Origin of the sequence: Arcobacter sp. (assembly GCF_050300555.1) — a bacterium.
Lineage (GTDB): Bacteria > Campylobacterota > Campylobacteria > Campylobacterales > Arcobacteraceae > Arcobacter.
Map to the genome: position 1 here is coordinate 25,424 of NZ_JBNKXY010000010.1, position 13,903 is coordinate 39,326.

Here is a 13,903-nt window from a genome sequence, read left to right on the forward strand (position 1 = left end):
TTTTTACTTTTTTATTTTAATCGACCAGTTATAAATCTAACAACTAAAAATACTACAACAGAAAAGCCTATGATAACAGCTGCAACAGGTGCTGAAAAACTTAGTCCATAGGAGTTAAATCTATCGAAAATAAGAACAGGAGTTGTCATAGGATGATATACAAGTATAACAACAGCACCAAACTCACCCAAACCTCTACTCCACATCATAAGTGCACCATTTATGATATCTTTTTTTGCATTTGGGATGGTGATTCTAAAAAATACTGATACTGGATTTGCCCCAAGTGTTCTTGCAACTTTTTCTAGCTTTACATCTACTTTTCTAAAGCCATCTTTTGCAGAGTTTATCAAAAAAGGAGCCGATAAAAACATCATTGCAATCATGATTCCATACTCTGTCCCCACAAACTCTATTCCAAAAAATTTAAAAAAATCTCCTAAAATGGTATCTCCAAAGGTTGTCAAAAGTGCAATACCAGCTGCTGTATGAGGAATCATAATTGGAATATCAACAATTGATTCTAAAAGACTTCTTCCATAGAAGTTATATCTTGCAATTATATATGCCAAGGGAAGACCTGTAAAAAGTACAAAGGCCATAGCCCATGCTGATACTTTCATAGTAAGTAAAATAGAGTCAATAACTTCACCATCTTGAATAGTCTCTATTAACTTAGCACTTCCCACACCAACAAACATCTTAAGTATAGGAATTGATAGAAAAAAGATAATAATAAATCCCAAAGCAACTAAGGTAATAATAAATGATTTACTTTTCATATGAAACTTATATCCTTTTTATCAAATCCAATATTTATAATACTTCCACTATGGGCATAACATCCCTCATAATCTCTTTTTAAAATTTTTATAAAAAATTGATGTTTATTTACATTTACAAATATTTTATAATGGTCAACTATTCCCATACACTCTTCCAGTCTTCCTTTGAAAATATAATCACAAAAAAGTTCATCTTCCACTGATACTTTTATAGCATTTGGATCAACAGAAAAAAACTCATGTTCGGAATCACTATCAATAAAAGTTGCGGGGAAGATATTTTTAAAGCCTAAAAATTTAGCCACTTCAATATTTGCAGGATGATTTAAAACCTTTTCTGCAATTCCCACTTGTTCTATTTTACCATCCATGATAATTGCAATTTTATCTGCTAAATAAGAGGCTTCTCTAAAGTTATGTGTTACATGAATTGTTGTTAAGTCGTATCTTTTATGGATATCCTTAAGACTTTTCATAATAGAGTTTCTAAAAGTTGGGTCAATGGCACTTAAAGGTTCATCAAGAAGCAAAATTTTTGGTCTAGAAAACAAAGCTCTTGCTATGGCAACTCGCTGTTTTTCTCCACCACTTAACTTTTCAATCTCTCTTTTTAGTAATTTTTCAAGCTTTAAAAAACCTACTATATCATCAAATAACTCTTTTGCTTTTTCTATTTTTTTATATCTTGATGAAAATCTTATATTCTCTTCCACATTTAGATTAGGAAATAGGGCAAACTCTTGATATACAAAACCAACATCTCTTTTTTCTGGGGTGAAATTTACTATATTTATATTATGATGAAATATATTTCCAGAACTTTCATTTAACCCAGCAATAGTCTCTAGTAATCTAGTCTTTCCACTACCACTTTGTCCTAAAAGTACAAAATATTCATTTTTGTCTATGGTTAAATTAATATTATCAAGCAAGAAGTTCTCACACTTGCTTGATAAGTTTTCTATTTTTAAATAACTCATTATCTTCCTATAATTGAAGCATCACCAGTGATAATTGGTGGGTTGATTACACCTTGACCATTTTTAGTCATTATTGCTTGTCCTTCTGGCGATAAAACGAAGTTTACAAATTTGATTGCTCCCTCTTTATTTTGAGGAGATTTTCCATTTTGTGCAACGGTGATACCATATACCATAGCTCCACCTTTTTTAGTGATAAGTTCACCTGGTTTTTTACCATCAATCATAAATGATGCAGTTTTATAGAACTCTGCATTTTCATTATCTTTTAATGAAACTTCTTTAGGTAAAGTAATATATTTTAAACCATGTTGCTCTGCAACTGATTTATAAATATATAAATAATCATAAGCATTAGCTTCAATAAGTCCAAGTAAATCAGTCTCTTTTGGTCTTACAATTACTTTATCTTTATTCTCTTCACCAACTTTATATGACTTTCCATATCCAAATAATTTGTCATAAAATCCTGGCATCTTATAGTATGATTCAGCTAATTTTGTTACAAGCATTGATCTATATCCACAAGGATCCATATTAGGATTTGAATGACCAACTTTTACACCATCTCTTAGGAAAATTTCTGGCCAGTTTTGAGCATTGATTTCATTTGCATATTTAGCTTTAGGTGTATATGCTATTGCCATTTCATTTGTAGCAAATTGAGCGTTAAATTTTGCATCTTTTGGAACTAATAAGTTATCAATTACTTTATAATCAGCACTTGCCATAACATCAGCTGCTTTTCCTATTTCTGATATTTTTCTAGCAGCTGCTCTACTTCCTGATGCTTCTCTTTGTACATCAAATTGTGGATACTTAGCTTCAAAAGCTGCTTCAATTTGTGAAAAAGGAACCGCTAAACTTCCAGCGTGAAATACTACAACTTTCTCTTTTGCCATAAGGCTACTTACAACAACGGCACTTAATGTAAGTGTTACTAATGTTTTTTTAATCATGTTTTTCCTTTAGTTAAATATATTAATTTGATTGTTTTGTAGTTTTTTATTAAATTCTATTACGATTACATCTTGATTTTCATCTATTTGAGAAGTTGCATTTTTAGTAACTAAAATTGAGTTACTTTCGTAAAGAGCTGTAATCATTCCTGAACCATATTTGTTATTTCTTGTCACCTCAAACTTTGCATTTTTGATGGTTCCTAATACTATATTAACCCTCCCGTTTTTGGTTTTAAACTCTTGTATATTTGTAGCTTTTGAAATATCATGGTAATACTCATTTGCACCTTGAAGTTTTTTAAGCATGGGAATTACAAACAAATAGATATTTACCATGGCTGTTAATGGATTTCCAGGAAGACATATGACTACACTTTTGTCCATTTTTCCCATCATAATAGGTCGTCCTGGCTTTATATTTACCCCATGAAAAGAGGTTTCTAATCCATTTTGTAAAAATGCTTCCCCCACAAAATCAGCATCTCCCATAGAAATACCACCTGTGGTGATTATCACATCGTAGCTTTTTAAATTTGAGATATAATCTTTTGATTCTTCCAAACTATCTGGAACTACCCCACAATATGTAGCCTCAAAGCCTTTCTCTTTTAATTGGGAAATTAAAGCATAAGAGTTACAGTTATATATCTCTTCTTCATCTGCATTTTCCCATGGCTCTTTTATTTCATTTCCTGTTGAAAGAATAGCTATGGAGATTTTTTTATATACTTCTAACATCACTATTCCCTGTGAAGCTAGAAGAGTAATGTGTGAAGAAGTTATCTCTTCTGCTTTACTAAAAAGTCTATTTCCCTCTTTTTGTTCTTCCCCTTTTAGTCTTAAGTTTGCACCTTTTTTTATATCTTTTGGGATAGTTACACTCTCATTTGTAACATCAAGACAATTTTCTATGGGAATAATAGTATCTGCATCACTTGGAACTTTTGCTCCTGTCATGATTTTATAACACTCATTTTCTCCTAGTGATTCTTTTACTTTATCACCTTTGTCTCCTGCAAAAATCACTTTGTTTATTTTAAGTGTTTTTCCTGCATCACTAAACTTTATGGCAAAACCATCCATTGCTGAATTATCAAAAGAGGGAAGATTCTTTTTGCAAATAATATCTTTAGAGATAACTCTTCCCAAAGCTTCTGATATAGGGATTATTTCTACTGTAGAGTTTTTATTTGCAAGTTCTAAACTTTTGTTAAAAGCTTCATCAAAATCTAAAAAGTTTAATTTTTGATTCATCTAATTTCCTTCATTTAAGACTTTTATTTGTCTATATTTTTTTGCTAATTTTTTAACTATTTTTTCAATTTCATCCATTGAGTATTTTTTATCAAAACTAAAAGAGATAGAGTTTCTACTTGTAGTTTCATCATAATCCATAGCTTGTATGATTCTTGAAGGTTTGGATAGACCTAAAGAACAGCCTTCTCCATTTGTGATATGAATATCATCTAAAGCCAATGTTCTTATGAGTTCCCTTGCTTTGATGCCTTTTAGTGCAAAGTGTAAAGAGTAGGGAAGGGTTTGATTATTGTCCACAAAAAAGTAAATATCATCTTTTAAAACTTCTTTTAGACTCTTTTCAAATAGTTCTTTGGAACTTGTGTCAAAACTTTGATTTTCTAAGGCTTCATATACAAAATCCACAGCAATTGGATTTGTAAAACCAATAGTTTTTTCTTCAAATAAATCATCATCAAAAAGTATTACCCCATCTATAAAAAAGCCAGTTAACTTATAAGAGTCAAAATATATAGCATCACTTGAGTTATCAAAATGGGCACTTGCATTTGAGATGATTTTTGCATTTGTAAGTTTTTTTATCTCTTTTAAATCAGTTTTTACAAAGGTATCCATAATATATGAAGATATAAAGATAAAATCAAACTCTTTTGAGATATCAGATTTGTTTATATTTCCATCTTTTTGTAAAGTTATCCATGATAAATTTAATCCAAGAGATTCAAACTCAATTGCTGCTTCAATAAGACTTTCTGTTTCTCCTACACAAATAGCTATTTTGCCTTTTTTATTTAGTTGAAGCAGTAGTTCTAAAAAGCCAGCTTTATCAAATGAAAAAGTGTTTAAAGAGTTGAAATTGTACTTCGATAAAAACTTTTTTTCCAAATCAAGATAGCTTTGATTGTTTTCTAAGATACTTAATTTTAACTCTGGTTTAATATGTAAATTTTGCATATTACTATATTGCAAAATATTTAGCTTAGTCATTACTATCCTTTGTATTTATTACTTCACAATTTTTTGAAATAAATAGTTCTTCAAATCTTTTTGTAGCATAGTTTTTTATATCATCATCTAATGTTTTATAAAGTGATATTAGCTCTTTAGCTTTTGGAGTAAGTTTTGTGCCACTATCTTCTCCTCTACCTTTTTTAGTAATTACTAAATCCTCTTCAATATAGTTTTCAAGTATTTTTATGTGACTCCATGCTTTTTTATAGTTCATACCTACTTTTTGGGCAGTTTTAGAAATGGAACCAGTCAAATCAATATACTCTAAAATCTCAGTTTTACCACTTCCAAAGACAAGATTTTTATTCTCATCTTCAATCCAAACTTTAACTTTTATGTTCATTTTTTAAACCTTTCTTTTCTCTAAAACATCCAAGTTGACAATGTGTAACTTCAATGTCAGAATTTTTTACAGTTGACCCTACAATATTAAGAGTTGATCTCTGTGCTTCATCCCATAAAACTTTGCACTCTAAGTTCTTATGTCCCATATAGTTTTGTTTGATTCTATTATAGACATTTATATCTGATTCTTTAAATTTTAACTTTCCAAAAACCCCAAGTTCACAATTTGTGATTTTTATACCTAAGCTTTTTGTAATAGCAGACATTTCTATTGGTTTTCTTCCTATTTTTCTTGCTACTTTAAAAGCTTTTAGACAAGAGAGTTTCCCCTCTTCATCTAAGTTTGTATATAGAAACTCTTTTTGAGTATCATCAAGTTGTATATTTATTTTATCATCTATACTAGACATCTATTCTCCCACTATGAGTATATAAATTCATTTTTTTACCTCTTGCAAAACCAATTAGTGTAAGTCCATGTTTATGAGCAGTTTGAACTCCAAGATATGTTGGAGCTGTTCTTGAAACTACAATTGGTATTTTGTGCATAACTGCTTTTGTTACCATTTCTGAACTAAGACGACCTGATACAAAAAGTATTGATTTTGATGTATCAAGTTTTTGAAGTTTACATTTTCCCATAACTTTATCAATAGCATTGTGTCTTCCTATATCTTCAGCAGTAACTGTTGTTCCATCAAGCAAATAAATCATTGCTTTATGAACACAACCAGTTAGATTATAAAGTTCACTCTCTTGATAAAACTTTTTTACTTCTGTATAAATAGTTTCAGGTTTTATTTTAAAAGCAGTTTGATTAAAGGGTATTTCTAAACTGCCTTCAATATTGCCAGTGACTCCACCACCACAGCCACTAACCAATGTTTTTTCTTTGTATAAGTTTTGTAAAGAGTTTTCGTCAATTTTGGCTTCTATGTCAACTCTTAAGCCATCTTTACTTACTTTTAAAACCTTGATATCATCTATACTTGATATAACATTTTCACTCATCAAAAAACCAACTGCATGTGCATCTTGGTCTTTTGGTATGGTCATCATCGATATGGCTTTTTCTCCATTTAAAAATAGATTGAGACGTGCTTCTTCTATGGTCACATCTTCAAATTCATGAGCTTCATTTTCTATAAGTTTGTCAATTATTACTGTTTTTAAATATTTTGTGTTGTCCATATCTTTCCTTAATATGCAAATTTTGCATATTTAAATATTTAAAGATAAGCATAAAGCTCAACAGAGCTTTATTGCTAATCTTATTTTCTTAAACTTTCGTCTTCTTCTAGAACATCAGGTCTAAATTGTTCTAGATATTCAACTGGTAATTTTCCAGTAATTACACCTGGAATATATCCTTTTACAGATACAAAATAAGAGTAAACTGTTTCAAATGTAAAAAATGAAATAATCGCACTTCCCATAAAATGGAAAAAAAGAATAAATCTTTTTATTTGGATTGTTTGTGCATGTGTTGCTGCATCTGGAAATAAATACCAAATAATAAAACCACTTGCAACTAACGTAAAACCAAATGCTACATACATGTAGTAGTTGATTCTATCCATGTGTTTATATTTTCCTCTTAGGAAAATTTTATTCCAAATTTTTACACTTGGTCTAGCAAAATATTTGTGGTCTTTAAATGCTATTATAGTCATAATAAACCAAATAGGCATCCACCCAAGTCCTACAACTTCATGTGTTGCTCTCATCATTCTTGCAAGATATCCTCCACCAGTCCAGTTTCCAAAAGTAATTGAAAACCCAGTGATAAAAAGATAAATCATAACTGCAATATTTAATAAAATCACAACTCTTTGAAAAAGTGAATAAACTTGAACTTTGTCGTTTTCTCTTGTAATTTTTGCTTGTTTTCTTCCTTTTGCTACAATAAACATTGCAAGAAAGATAAAAAACTCTACTAAAAATACTATCGGTAGTAGAAGTTGTCTCTCTTCAAATGCTCTTATAACTTCTGGTGCAATTGCATCATATCTTGGACCAAATAATGATACTTTCATTTGTTGATAATGAGTTAAACTCTCATATGGTACAACTTGACCAGTAAAATTACCTTGTGCCATTTGCAATAAGAACTGATATACATAATTTATATCTGCAATCGTTGCTAACCAAAAATACCAATATGTTAAAAGGATGAATAAGAAGCCTATAATAAAATAGGCTTTATACTCACTTAGAAAACTTTTATTTTCCATACGCTTTGTCCCAACCATAAGGCATAGACTGTACTCCGTGACCGAATGATATTACTCTTTCTCTGTAAATGTTTGCTATTGACTCAGCATCACCAACTAATAATGCTTTTGTTGAACACATAGCTGCACAAGCAGGAACTTTACCTTCAGCAATTCTATTTTGTCCATAAAGTTTTCTTTCATGTTCACTATTTGTCTCTTCTGGTCCACCAGCACACATAGTACATTTATCCATAACACCTTTTGTTCCAAATGCACCATCTTTAGGGAACTGTGGAGCTCCAAAAGGACAAGCATATAGACAATATGAACAACCGATACATTTATCTTTATCATGTAAAACAATTCCATCTTCTCTGATATAGAAACAATCAACAGGACATACTTGCTCACAAGGTGCGTCAGTACAGTGCATACACGCAACTGATAATGAAAACTCTTTACCTTGAATTCCTTCATTTACAGTTACAACTTTTCTTCTACTAATAGTTACTGGTAACTCATGAGCTTCCGCACAAGCAACTGAACAACCATCACAATGAATACATCTGTGTTCATCGCAGTAGAACTTCATTCTTGAAAAATCTATTTTACTCATGTTTTACTCCTAAGTTCTCTCTATTTGACACAATCCAACCTTTGTTTCAGGCATTTGAGTAACTATGTCATAACCATAATTTGTAACAGTATTAGCACTCTCTCCAATTGCATAAGGTTTTGTTCCAACAGGATATTTATGAGATAAATCAACACCTTCTAACATTCCTGCAAAGTGGAAAGGTAAAAATATTCTATCTCTATCAACAGAGTGTGTATATCTAGCTTTAACTTTTATCTTAGTACCTTGAGGTGAATGTATCCACATCATTGAACCATCTCTAATTCCATGTTTTCCAGCAAGATCAGGGTTGATATCACAAAACATTTCAGGAGTTAATCTAGCAAGATATTTTGATGCTCTATTTTCTATACCTGCACCATTCATATTTACAAGTCTTCCAGTTACAAGAATTACAGGGAAATCTTTTGCCCAATCTTGTTTATTTTGCTCACTAATATATCTTGTATCAACTCTATAATGATCTTTTTTATCCGCAAAAGTTGGATACTCTTTAGTTAAATCTGTTCTTGGAGAGTGTAAAGGTTCTCTGTGTTTTGGAATTTCATCAGCCCATCCCCACACTTTTGCTCTAGCTCTTGCGTTTCCATAAGGAGCAATACCTGCTTCCATACATTTTTCAGCAATAATATTTGAAGTATCTACTTTCCAGTTTTTACCGATTTTTGCTTTTTCATCATCAGTAAGTTTGATTTTTAATACTTCTTCAATATTATCTTTAGTGATTTCTGGATATCCATCAGGATTTGCCGAACCTTTTGGTGCACTTCCTTTTGCTGCTAATTGAGAAACACCATCATGTTCTAATCCAAATCTATTTCTGAATCCCATACCACCTTCTTTAACAGCTCTATTGATGTTATATAAAACAGGGCTTCCTGAATGTGAAGTTGTCCAACAAGGCCAAGGTAAACCATAGTACTCGCCAGCCATTTCACCATAACCTCTACCACTTACTTCATCAAACATATGCCAATTATCAGTATGTTTTTTAATTCTATCAGCTGTCCAACCAGTTAAACCAATTGTTTTAATTATTCTAGCTATCTCATTTGTTGCATCTTCTGGCCAAGTAAAATTTTTACCCTTACCCATACCAGCTATAAATTCATCATAAAAACCAAGTCGTTTTGCTATTTCAAACATAATATCATGGTCTGTTTTTGATTCATACATAGGTTCAACAACTTTATATCTCCATTGTGCAGATCTATTTGAAGCAGTTACTGAACCGCTTGTTTCAAATTGAGTAGCAGAGGGTAAAATATATACATCATCTTTTTTATCAGTGATAATTGCACCTTCATTTACAAAAGGGTCACAAAAAACAGCAAGTTCAAGGTTATCTAATCCCTCTTTTACTTTTGTTGTTTGTGCTGTTGATGTAATACCATTTCCCATAACAATCAAGGCTTTTAGGTTTGTTCCTGCATTATGAATTGCATCTTCTCCAGGCTTTCCTCCTAAAGAACCTGCCCACCATCTAGCAAGTGTGAAACCTTTTTTCCCCATCCATGATGGATCTTTAAATCTACCTTGAAGCCATTCAAAATCTACACCCCAAGATTTTGCAAAATATTTCCATGAACCTTCTGCTAAACCATAGTATCCTGGTAAAGTATGCGATAAACAACACATATCTGTTGCACCTTGAACATTATCATGACCTCTTAAGATATTACATCCACCACCTTCAACACCCATGTTTCCAAGTGCTAATTGTAAGATTGGACCAATTCTTGTATTAGATGAACCAATAGTATGTTGAGTAAGTCCCATTGCCCATACAAAAGTTCCTGGATTTGTATTAGCATAAACTTTTGTTATTTGAACAAGTAAATCTGCACTTACACCAGTAACATCTGCTGTTCTTTCTGGAGTCCATTTTTTGGCTTCTTGCATAACTTCATCCATACCATAAACTCTATCATTAATAAAGTTTTTGTCATGCCAACCATTTTTAAATATTAGATGTAGCATTCCATAAATAAAAGCAATATCAGTACCTGGTCTAATTTTTGCGTAATAATCTGCTTTTGCAGCAGTTTTTGTAAATCTTGGGTCAACAACAATTATTTTTGCATTATTTCTTTCTTTTGCCTTTAAAAAGTGTTGAAATCCAACAGGATGTGCAACTGCTGGATTTGAACCCATAATAAATATTGCTTTAGAATTTTGAATATCTCCAAAAGAGTTTGTCATAGCTCCATAACCCCAAGTATTTGCTACTCCTGCAACAGTTGTACTATGACAAATTCTAGCTTGGTGGTCTATATTATTTGTTCCAAACATTGCGGCAAATTTTCTAAAATAATATGCTTGTTCAGTACTAAATTTAGCTGAACCTAAAAATTGAACAGAATCTGGACCATTTTTTTCTCTTAAACTCTTAAGTTTTGAAGCAATACCATCTAAAGCTTCATCCCAAGAAATTCTTTGCCATTGACCATTTCGTTTAACCATTGGGTGTTTAAGTCTAACTTCTGATTTAACCATATCAATCATATCAGCACCTTTACAACAGTGCCCTCCTAGACTTACTGGATGATCTTGAGCAACTTCTTGACGTACCCAAACGCCATTTTGTACTTCTGCTATAACACCACAACCAACTGAACACGCAGTACAAATAGTTTTAACTAATTTTGAACCAGGGAATGGATTTTTTATCTCTTCCTCTGTTGCTTTTCTAGTTGCAGTGGTACTAGCAAAAGATGATGTTACACCAAATGCAGTTGCAACAGCTGCCATTTTCATAAATGACCGTCTTCCAACTTTTGCATTTAGAGTTTCATATGTATTTGCTGACATACATTTCTCCTCTAACTATTTTGCGTTCTTGTAAAATTCTTCCCAAGCCGCAGTTTTTTTGTAAAGAATCTCTTTTTTTCTAGAACTTCCTTTTACAACACCATTATTACTATCATCTTGATATGATGATTCACCAGTAGCAGCCAATACACTTGTACCAGCAATTGCTGCTGCACCTGCAGTAATCATTGCTGTTTTTTTGGCAAATTCTCTTCTGCTTTGTTGCACGACTGACCTCCTTATAGAAATTAAGCCCCTAAATTATAGAGACTTTATAAAAAGAATTAAACTCTCTTTATAAAATCTCTAATATAGGAAAACCTATATTAGATTTCTGTTTCTACATCATATGTTGTATCAACACTACAAACCTCATTTTGAATATTCTTTGGTCCTAAAGCTTTCATTGCTTTATTTCTTGCTCTTCTTTCCATCTCTTCTTTTGAAATAGTTTCGCAATTTTCTTTTTCAATTTTTTCTTTTGGAGTAGGTTTTGAAACTTCTAAATATAATCTTTCAAATTCTATAAATGAGTGAAGAACAATCATAAGTTCTTTAAATATAGTTGCTTTTTCATGTTCATAAATATCTTTTGCAAATTCATCAATAAATTCATTTAATATTTGAGCAAAGATACAGTGAACTGTATTTTCATACTCTTTTTCTCCATTTGCAATATCATTACAAAGTGAAGCCATAAGTGAAAAAATAAATCCAACAGAATCCTCATATTCAAAAAAGTTTTTTTCATCACGTCTAAGTTTTGTTTTTGCAACAAATTGAATCATCTCAACTCTTTTTTTACCTGATTCAACTCCCTCATCATAATATGAAGCAGTTGTTCTTATCTTTTGGGTAAGGGGATTGTGAAATAAGTTATCAAATTCTTGTACTAATTGTACATTTGAAAGGGGGTCTAACATTTCAGTTATTTTGTTTAAAGCCATACCAGAAATTTCATCCAATGGATTTTCTTTTAAAATATTTATTAATCTAAGAAGCTCAAAATAATTTTCATTTTTTGAACTAAGAATAAAAAAGTTTTCAAATAAGTTATAGTAAAGAGCTCTCGCTTTATTTATTGCATTATTATCTTGCATTGTTTAATCCTTGATTTTTTTGGTCAAAATAGTTTTGCATCATTATTTTTGGTTTGCAATCTGCACAACAATATAAACTTCTCTCTTTTACTGGGTCAGATGAAAAAATAGGTGCCATCTGTGATGCTATTTTTTGAATTGATTTAGTAGTAGCAAACTCTTTTCCACATTCTACACAAGCAAAAAGAGTATCATGAGCTAGAATATTTTCTTTGAACCATGTTGGTTCTAATTGAATTACATCTCTTTCTATTGTTAAACAATCAGCTTCAGGGCATGAAACTTCACAATATCCGCAAGCAGTACATAAACTTGGATTTATTCTTAAAGTGTTATCTGTAGCATCTGCACTTAAAGCATCTACATTACAAGAACCAACACAAACTAGGCATAAGGTACATTTATCTTGATTTACTTTCACTCGTCCATAATGGATATGTTCACCAGTTGTAACTATACCTAAATCATCTTCTCCAACAATTTTTTGAAGTCTATGAGAAAATACTTCTCTTTTTTTCAAGCTTTCTTGATTGAAATTGAAATATGAGTTTTCTATAAATGAGATTTTTTCTAAAGCTTCTTTTAGTTCTTCTTCATTTGAAGCCAGTAAAATAGCATCTTTAGAATATTTTTTTTGATAAATATCATTTAAAATTCTAATTGCATCTCCTGTACCTTTTGAAATAAAATCACTGTAGAAAATAACTTGAGAGCCAGACATTTGAAGAAGTGTTAAAAGTGTTCCTTCATGTAAAAACTTTTCACCATCAATAGCAAAAGGTAAAACATCTTCTTTTAATTCAACATTTAAATTTTCAAGTTCCATTTTTGATGGAATTATTAGAGGATGTTTATTTTTGTAAAATTTACTTAATTCAAAAAGTGATTCTCTACTTGATGGTGCATAATCTAGTGCACCACTAGGACAAACTGAAATACAACCTCCACAACCATGACAATCTATTTGTGAAAACTCTAAGGTTTTTGTTTCATCATGTTTTACAATTGCAACGCTAGGGCATACTTCTTCACATTTGCTACATATCTCTTCTCTTCTTTCATTGTATTGACAAATAGTTTTGTCATAAGTAGTATATTTTTTGTATGAGTATGAGTTAATGTTTTCTTTTAAAGTTTTAATTACTTCATCTAAAGATGATTTACCAGGGTCAAAAGTTCCACTTTGTTTGATTCCTTCTTCTTTTGCATCAAACCATACGATTTGAGATACATTTAATGTTACATCTTTCCCTTCATCATCTACAACAATACTAAGATTTCCAATATGACCCGAGATAGATTTTAAAATATCTTCTTTAATATAAAATAGGTTAAAGTCATCATTTAAAGTAGAAGCAATAAAGTTATCATAGTCTTCTTTATTGTTAGCTATTAGTAGGATATCTTTTGATATTTCTTGAGTAAAAGATATATCTTGTGCATAATCATATTTTGTTGCTGCTATTTCATAAAGTGCTGATACATTATTGATTTTTTGGGATAGAGAATCTTTAGTATTTTTTATATAAAAATCAATTTCTCTTGCAGTTAATTCACTTGGGATTAAATTTGTATTTGATATTAAAAATGATTTATTTTGTATTTCATTAAGATTATTAGTAACTAAAATAGTATCACTAATCGGGAAATCAAGTCCCTTGGGATGGTAGTAAATAAATTCTTGCATAAAGAATACCCTTTGGTAAAATATATTTTACTATATTCTATTTGTTTAAAATTAAATAAAACTTAAAAGTTAAAAAATATTTTACCTTTTTTTGAAGATTTGTTACTTAATG

General features: G+C 30.8%; 14 protein-coding genes. All 14 read right to left on the reverse strand.

Going from position 1 to position 13,903, the window contains the following annotated elements:
• Window positions 1-11: 11 nt before the first annotated feature.
• On the reverse strand, window positions 12-782 hold the full coding sequence (locus ACQY5W_RS08755) for an ABC transporter permease (RefSeq protein ID WP_428024581.1): 771 nt from the start codon (window positions 780-782) through the stop codon (window positions 12-14).
• Window positions 779-1,765, reverse strand: coding sequence for an ABC transporter ATP-binding protein (locus tag ACQY5W_RS08760; protein ID WP_428024582.1), 987 nt, complete (start codon window positions 1,763-1,765; stop codon window positions 779-781). Before ACQY5W_RS08760 ends, ACQY5W_RS08755 begins: the two co-directional genes overlap by 4 nt.
• Window positions 1,765-2,724 carry a tungstate ABC transporter substrate-binding protein WtpA gene (gene wtpA, locus ACQY5W_RS08765; protein WP_428024583.1) on the reverse strand — a complete coding sequence of 320 codons (960 nt, stop codon included), beginning with the start codon at window positions 2,722-2,724 and terminating at the stop codon, window positions 1,765-1,767. Before wtpA ends, ACQY5W_RS08760 begins: the two co-directional genes overlap by 1 nt.
• Before the next feature lie 9 nt (window positions 2,725-2,733).
• Window positions 2,734-3,981, reverse strand: coding sequence for a molybdopterin molybdotransferase MoeA (locus ACQY5W_RS08770; RefSeq protein WP_428024584.1), 1,248 nt, complete (start codon window positions 3,979-3,981; stop codon window positions 2,734-2,736).
• A complete protein-coding gene (locus tag ACQY5W_RS08775; RefSeq protein WP_428024585.1) occupies window positions 3,982-4,971 on the reverse strand; it encodes a cysteine desulfurase in 990 nt (329 codons plus the stop codon).
• Window positions 4,964-5,338, reverse strand: a complete 375-nt coding sequence (locus tag ACQY5W_RS08780) for a winged helix-turn-helix domain-containing protein (protein ID WP_428024586.1) — start codon at window positions 5,336-5,338, stop codon at window positions 4,964-4,966. The genes ACQY5W_RS08775 and ACQY5W_RS08780 overlap by 8 nt, the downstream gene beginning before the upstream one ends.
• The gene (locus ACQY5W_RS08785; RefSeq protein WP_428024587.1) at window positions 5,322-5,750 is read right to left on the reverse strand and encodes a ModE family transcriptional regulator; all 429 of its coding nucleotides are present in this window, start codon (window positions 5,748-5,750) and stop codon (window positions 5,322-5,324) included. Before ACQY5W_RS08785 ends, ACQY5W_RS08780 begins: the two co-directional genes overlap by 17 nt.
• Entirely contained in the window at window positions 5,743-6,531 is a 789-nt protein-coding gene (fdhD, locus tag ACQY5W_RS08790) for a formate dehydrogenase accessory sulfurtransferase FdhD (protein WP_428024588.1), read from the reverse strand. The genes ACQY5W_RS08785 and fdhD overlap by 8 nt, the downstream gene beginning before the upstream one ends.
• Window positions 6,532-6,611: 80 nt before the next feature.
• Window positions 6,612-7,574 carry a cytochrome b/b6 domain-containing protein gene (locus ACQY5W_RS08795; protein WP_428024589.1) on the reverse strand — a complete coding sequence of 321 codons (963 nt, stop codon included), beginning with the start codon at window positions 7,572-7,574 and terminating at the stop codon, window positions 6,612-6,614.
• Entirely contained in the window at window positions 7,564-8,172 is a 609-nt protein-coding gene (fdh3B, locus tag ACQY5W_RS08800; protein WP_428024590.1) for a formate dehydrogenase FDH3 subunit beta, read from the reverse strand. Before fdh3B ends, ACQY5W_RS08795 begins: the two co-directional genes overlap by 11 nt.
• A 9-nt stretch (window positions 8,173-8,181) precedes the next feature.
• Window positions 8,182-11,004 carry a formate dehydrogenase subunit alpha gene (locus ACQY5W_RS08805; protein WP_428024591.1) on the reverse strand — a complete coding sequence of 941 codons (2,823 nt, stop codon included), beginning with the start codon at window positions 11,002-11,004 and terminating at the stop codon, window positions 8,182-8,184.
• 15 nt (window positions 11,005-11,019) lie between these two features.
• Window positions 11,020-11,232: a Tat pathway signal protein gene (locus ACQY5W_RS08810; RefSeq protein WP_428024592.1), complete on the reverse strand. Its 213-nt coding sequence runs from the start codon at window positions 11,230-11,232 to the stop codon at window positions 11,020-11,022.
• Window positions 11,233-11,330: 98 nt separating this feature from the next.
• Window positions 11,331-12,104, reverse strand: a complete 774-nt coding sequence (locus ACQY5W_RS08815; RefSeq protein WP_428024593.1) for a TorD/DmsD family molecular chaperone — start codon at window positions 12,102-12,104, stop codon at window positions 11,331-11,333.
• On the reverse strand, window positions 12,094-13,791 hold the full coding sequence (locus tag ACQY5W_RS08820; RefSeq protein WP_428024594.1) for a 4Fe-4S binding protein: 1,698 nt from the start codon (window positions 13,789-13,791) through the stop codon (window positions 12,094-12,096). Before ACQY5W_RS08820 ends, ACQY5W_RS08815 begins: the two co-directional genes overlap by 11 nt.
• Window positions 13,792-13,903: the final 112 nt, after the last annotated feature.

Excerpts from the sequence above, each read along its gene's own strand:
- ACQY5W_RS08755 (WP_428024581.1), bottom strand. The coding sequence starts at position 782 with ATGAAAAGTAAATCATTTATTATTACCTTAGTTGCTTTGGGATTTATT.
- ACQY5W_RS08760 (WP_428024582.1), bottom strand. The coding sequence starts at position 1,765 with ATGAGTTATTTAAAAATAGAAAACTTATCAAGCAAGTGTGAGAACTTC.
- wtpA (WP_428024583.1), bottom strand. The coding sequence starts at position 2,724 with ATGATTAAAAAAACATTAGTAACACTTACATTAAGTGCCGTTGTTGTA.
- ACQY5W_RS08770 (WP_428024584.1), bottom strand. The coding sequence starts at position 3,981 with ATGAATCAAAAATTAAACTTTTTAGATTTTGATGAAGCTTTTAACAAA.
- ACQY5W_RS08775 (WP_428024585.1), bottom strand. The coding sequence starts at position 4,971 with ATGACTAAGCTAAATATTTTGCAATATAGTAATATGCAAAATTTACAT.
- ACQY5W_RS08780 (WP_428024586.1), bottom strand. The coding sequence starts at position 5,338 with ATGAACATAAAAGTTAAAGTTTGGATTGAAGATGAGAATAAAAATCTT.
- ACQY5W_RS08785 (WP_428024587.1), bottom strand. The coding sequence starts at position 5,750 with ATGTCTAGTATAGATGATAAAATAAATATACAACTTGATGATACTCAA.
- fdhD (WP_428024588.1), bottom strand. The coding sequence starts at position 6,531 with ATGGACAACACAAAATATTTAAAAACAGTAATAATTGACAAACTTATA.
- ACQY5W_RS08795 (WP_428024589.1), bottom strand. The coding sequence starts at position 7,574 with ATGGAAAATAAAAGTTTTCTAAGTGAGTATAAAGCCTATTTTATTATA.
- fdh3B (WP_428024590.1), bottom strand. The coding sequence starts at position 8,172 with ATGAGTAAAATAGATTTTTCAAGAATGAAGTTCTACTGCGATGAACAC.
- ACQY5W_RS08805 (WP_428024591.1), bottom strand. The coding sequence starts at position 11,004 with ATGTCAGCAAATACATATGAAACTCTAAATGCAAAAGTTGGAAGACGG.
- ACQY5W_RS08815 (WP_428024593.1), bottom strand. The coding sequence starts at position 12,104 with ATGCAAGATAATAATGCAATAAATAAAGCGAGAGCTCTTTACTATAAC.
- ACQY5W_RS08820 (WP_428024594.1), bottom strand. The coding sequence starts at position 13,791 with ATGCAAGAATTTATTTACTACCATCCCAAGGGACTTGATTTCCCGATT.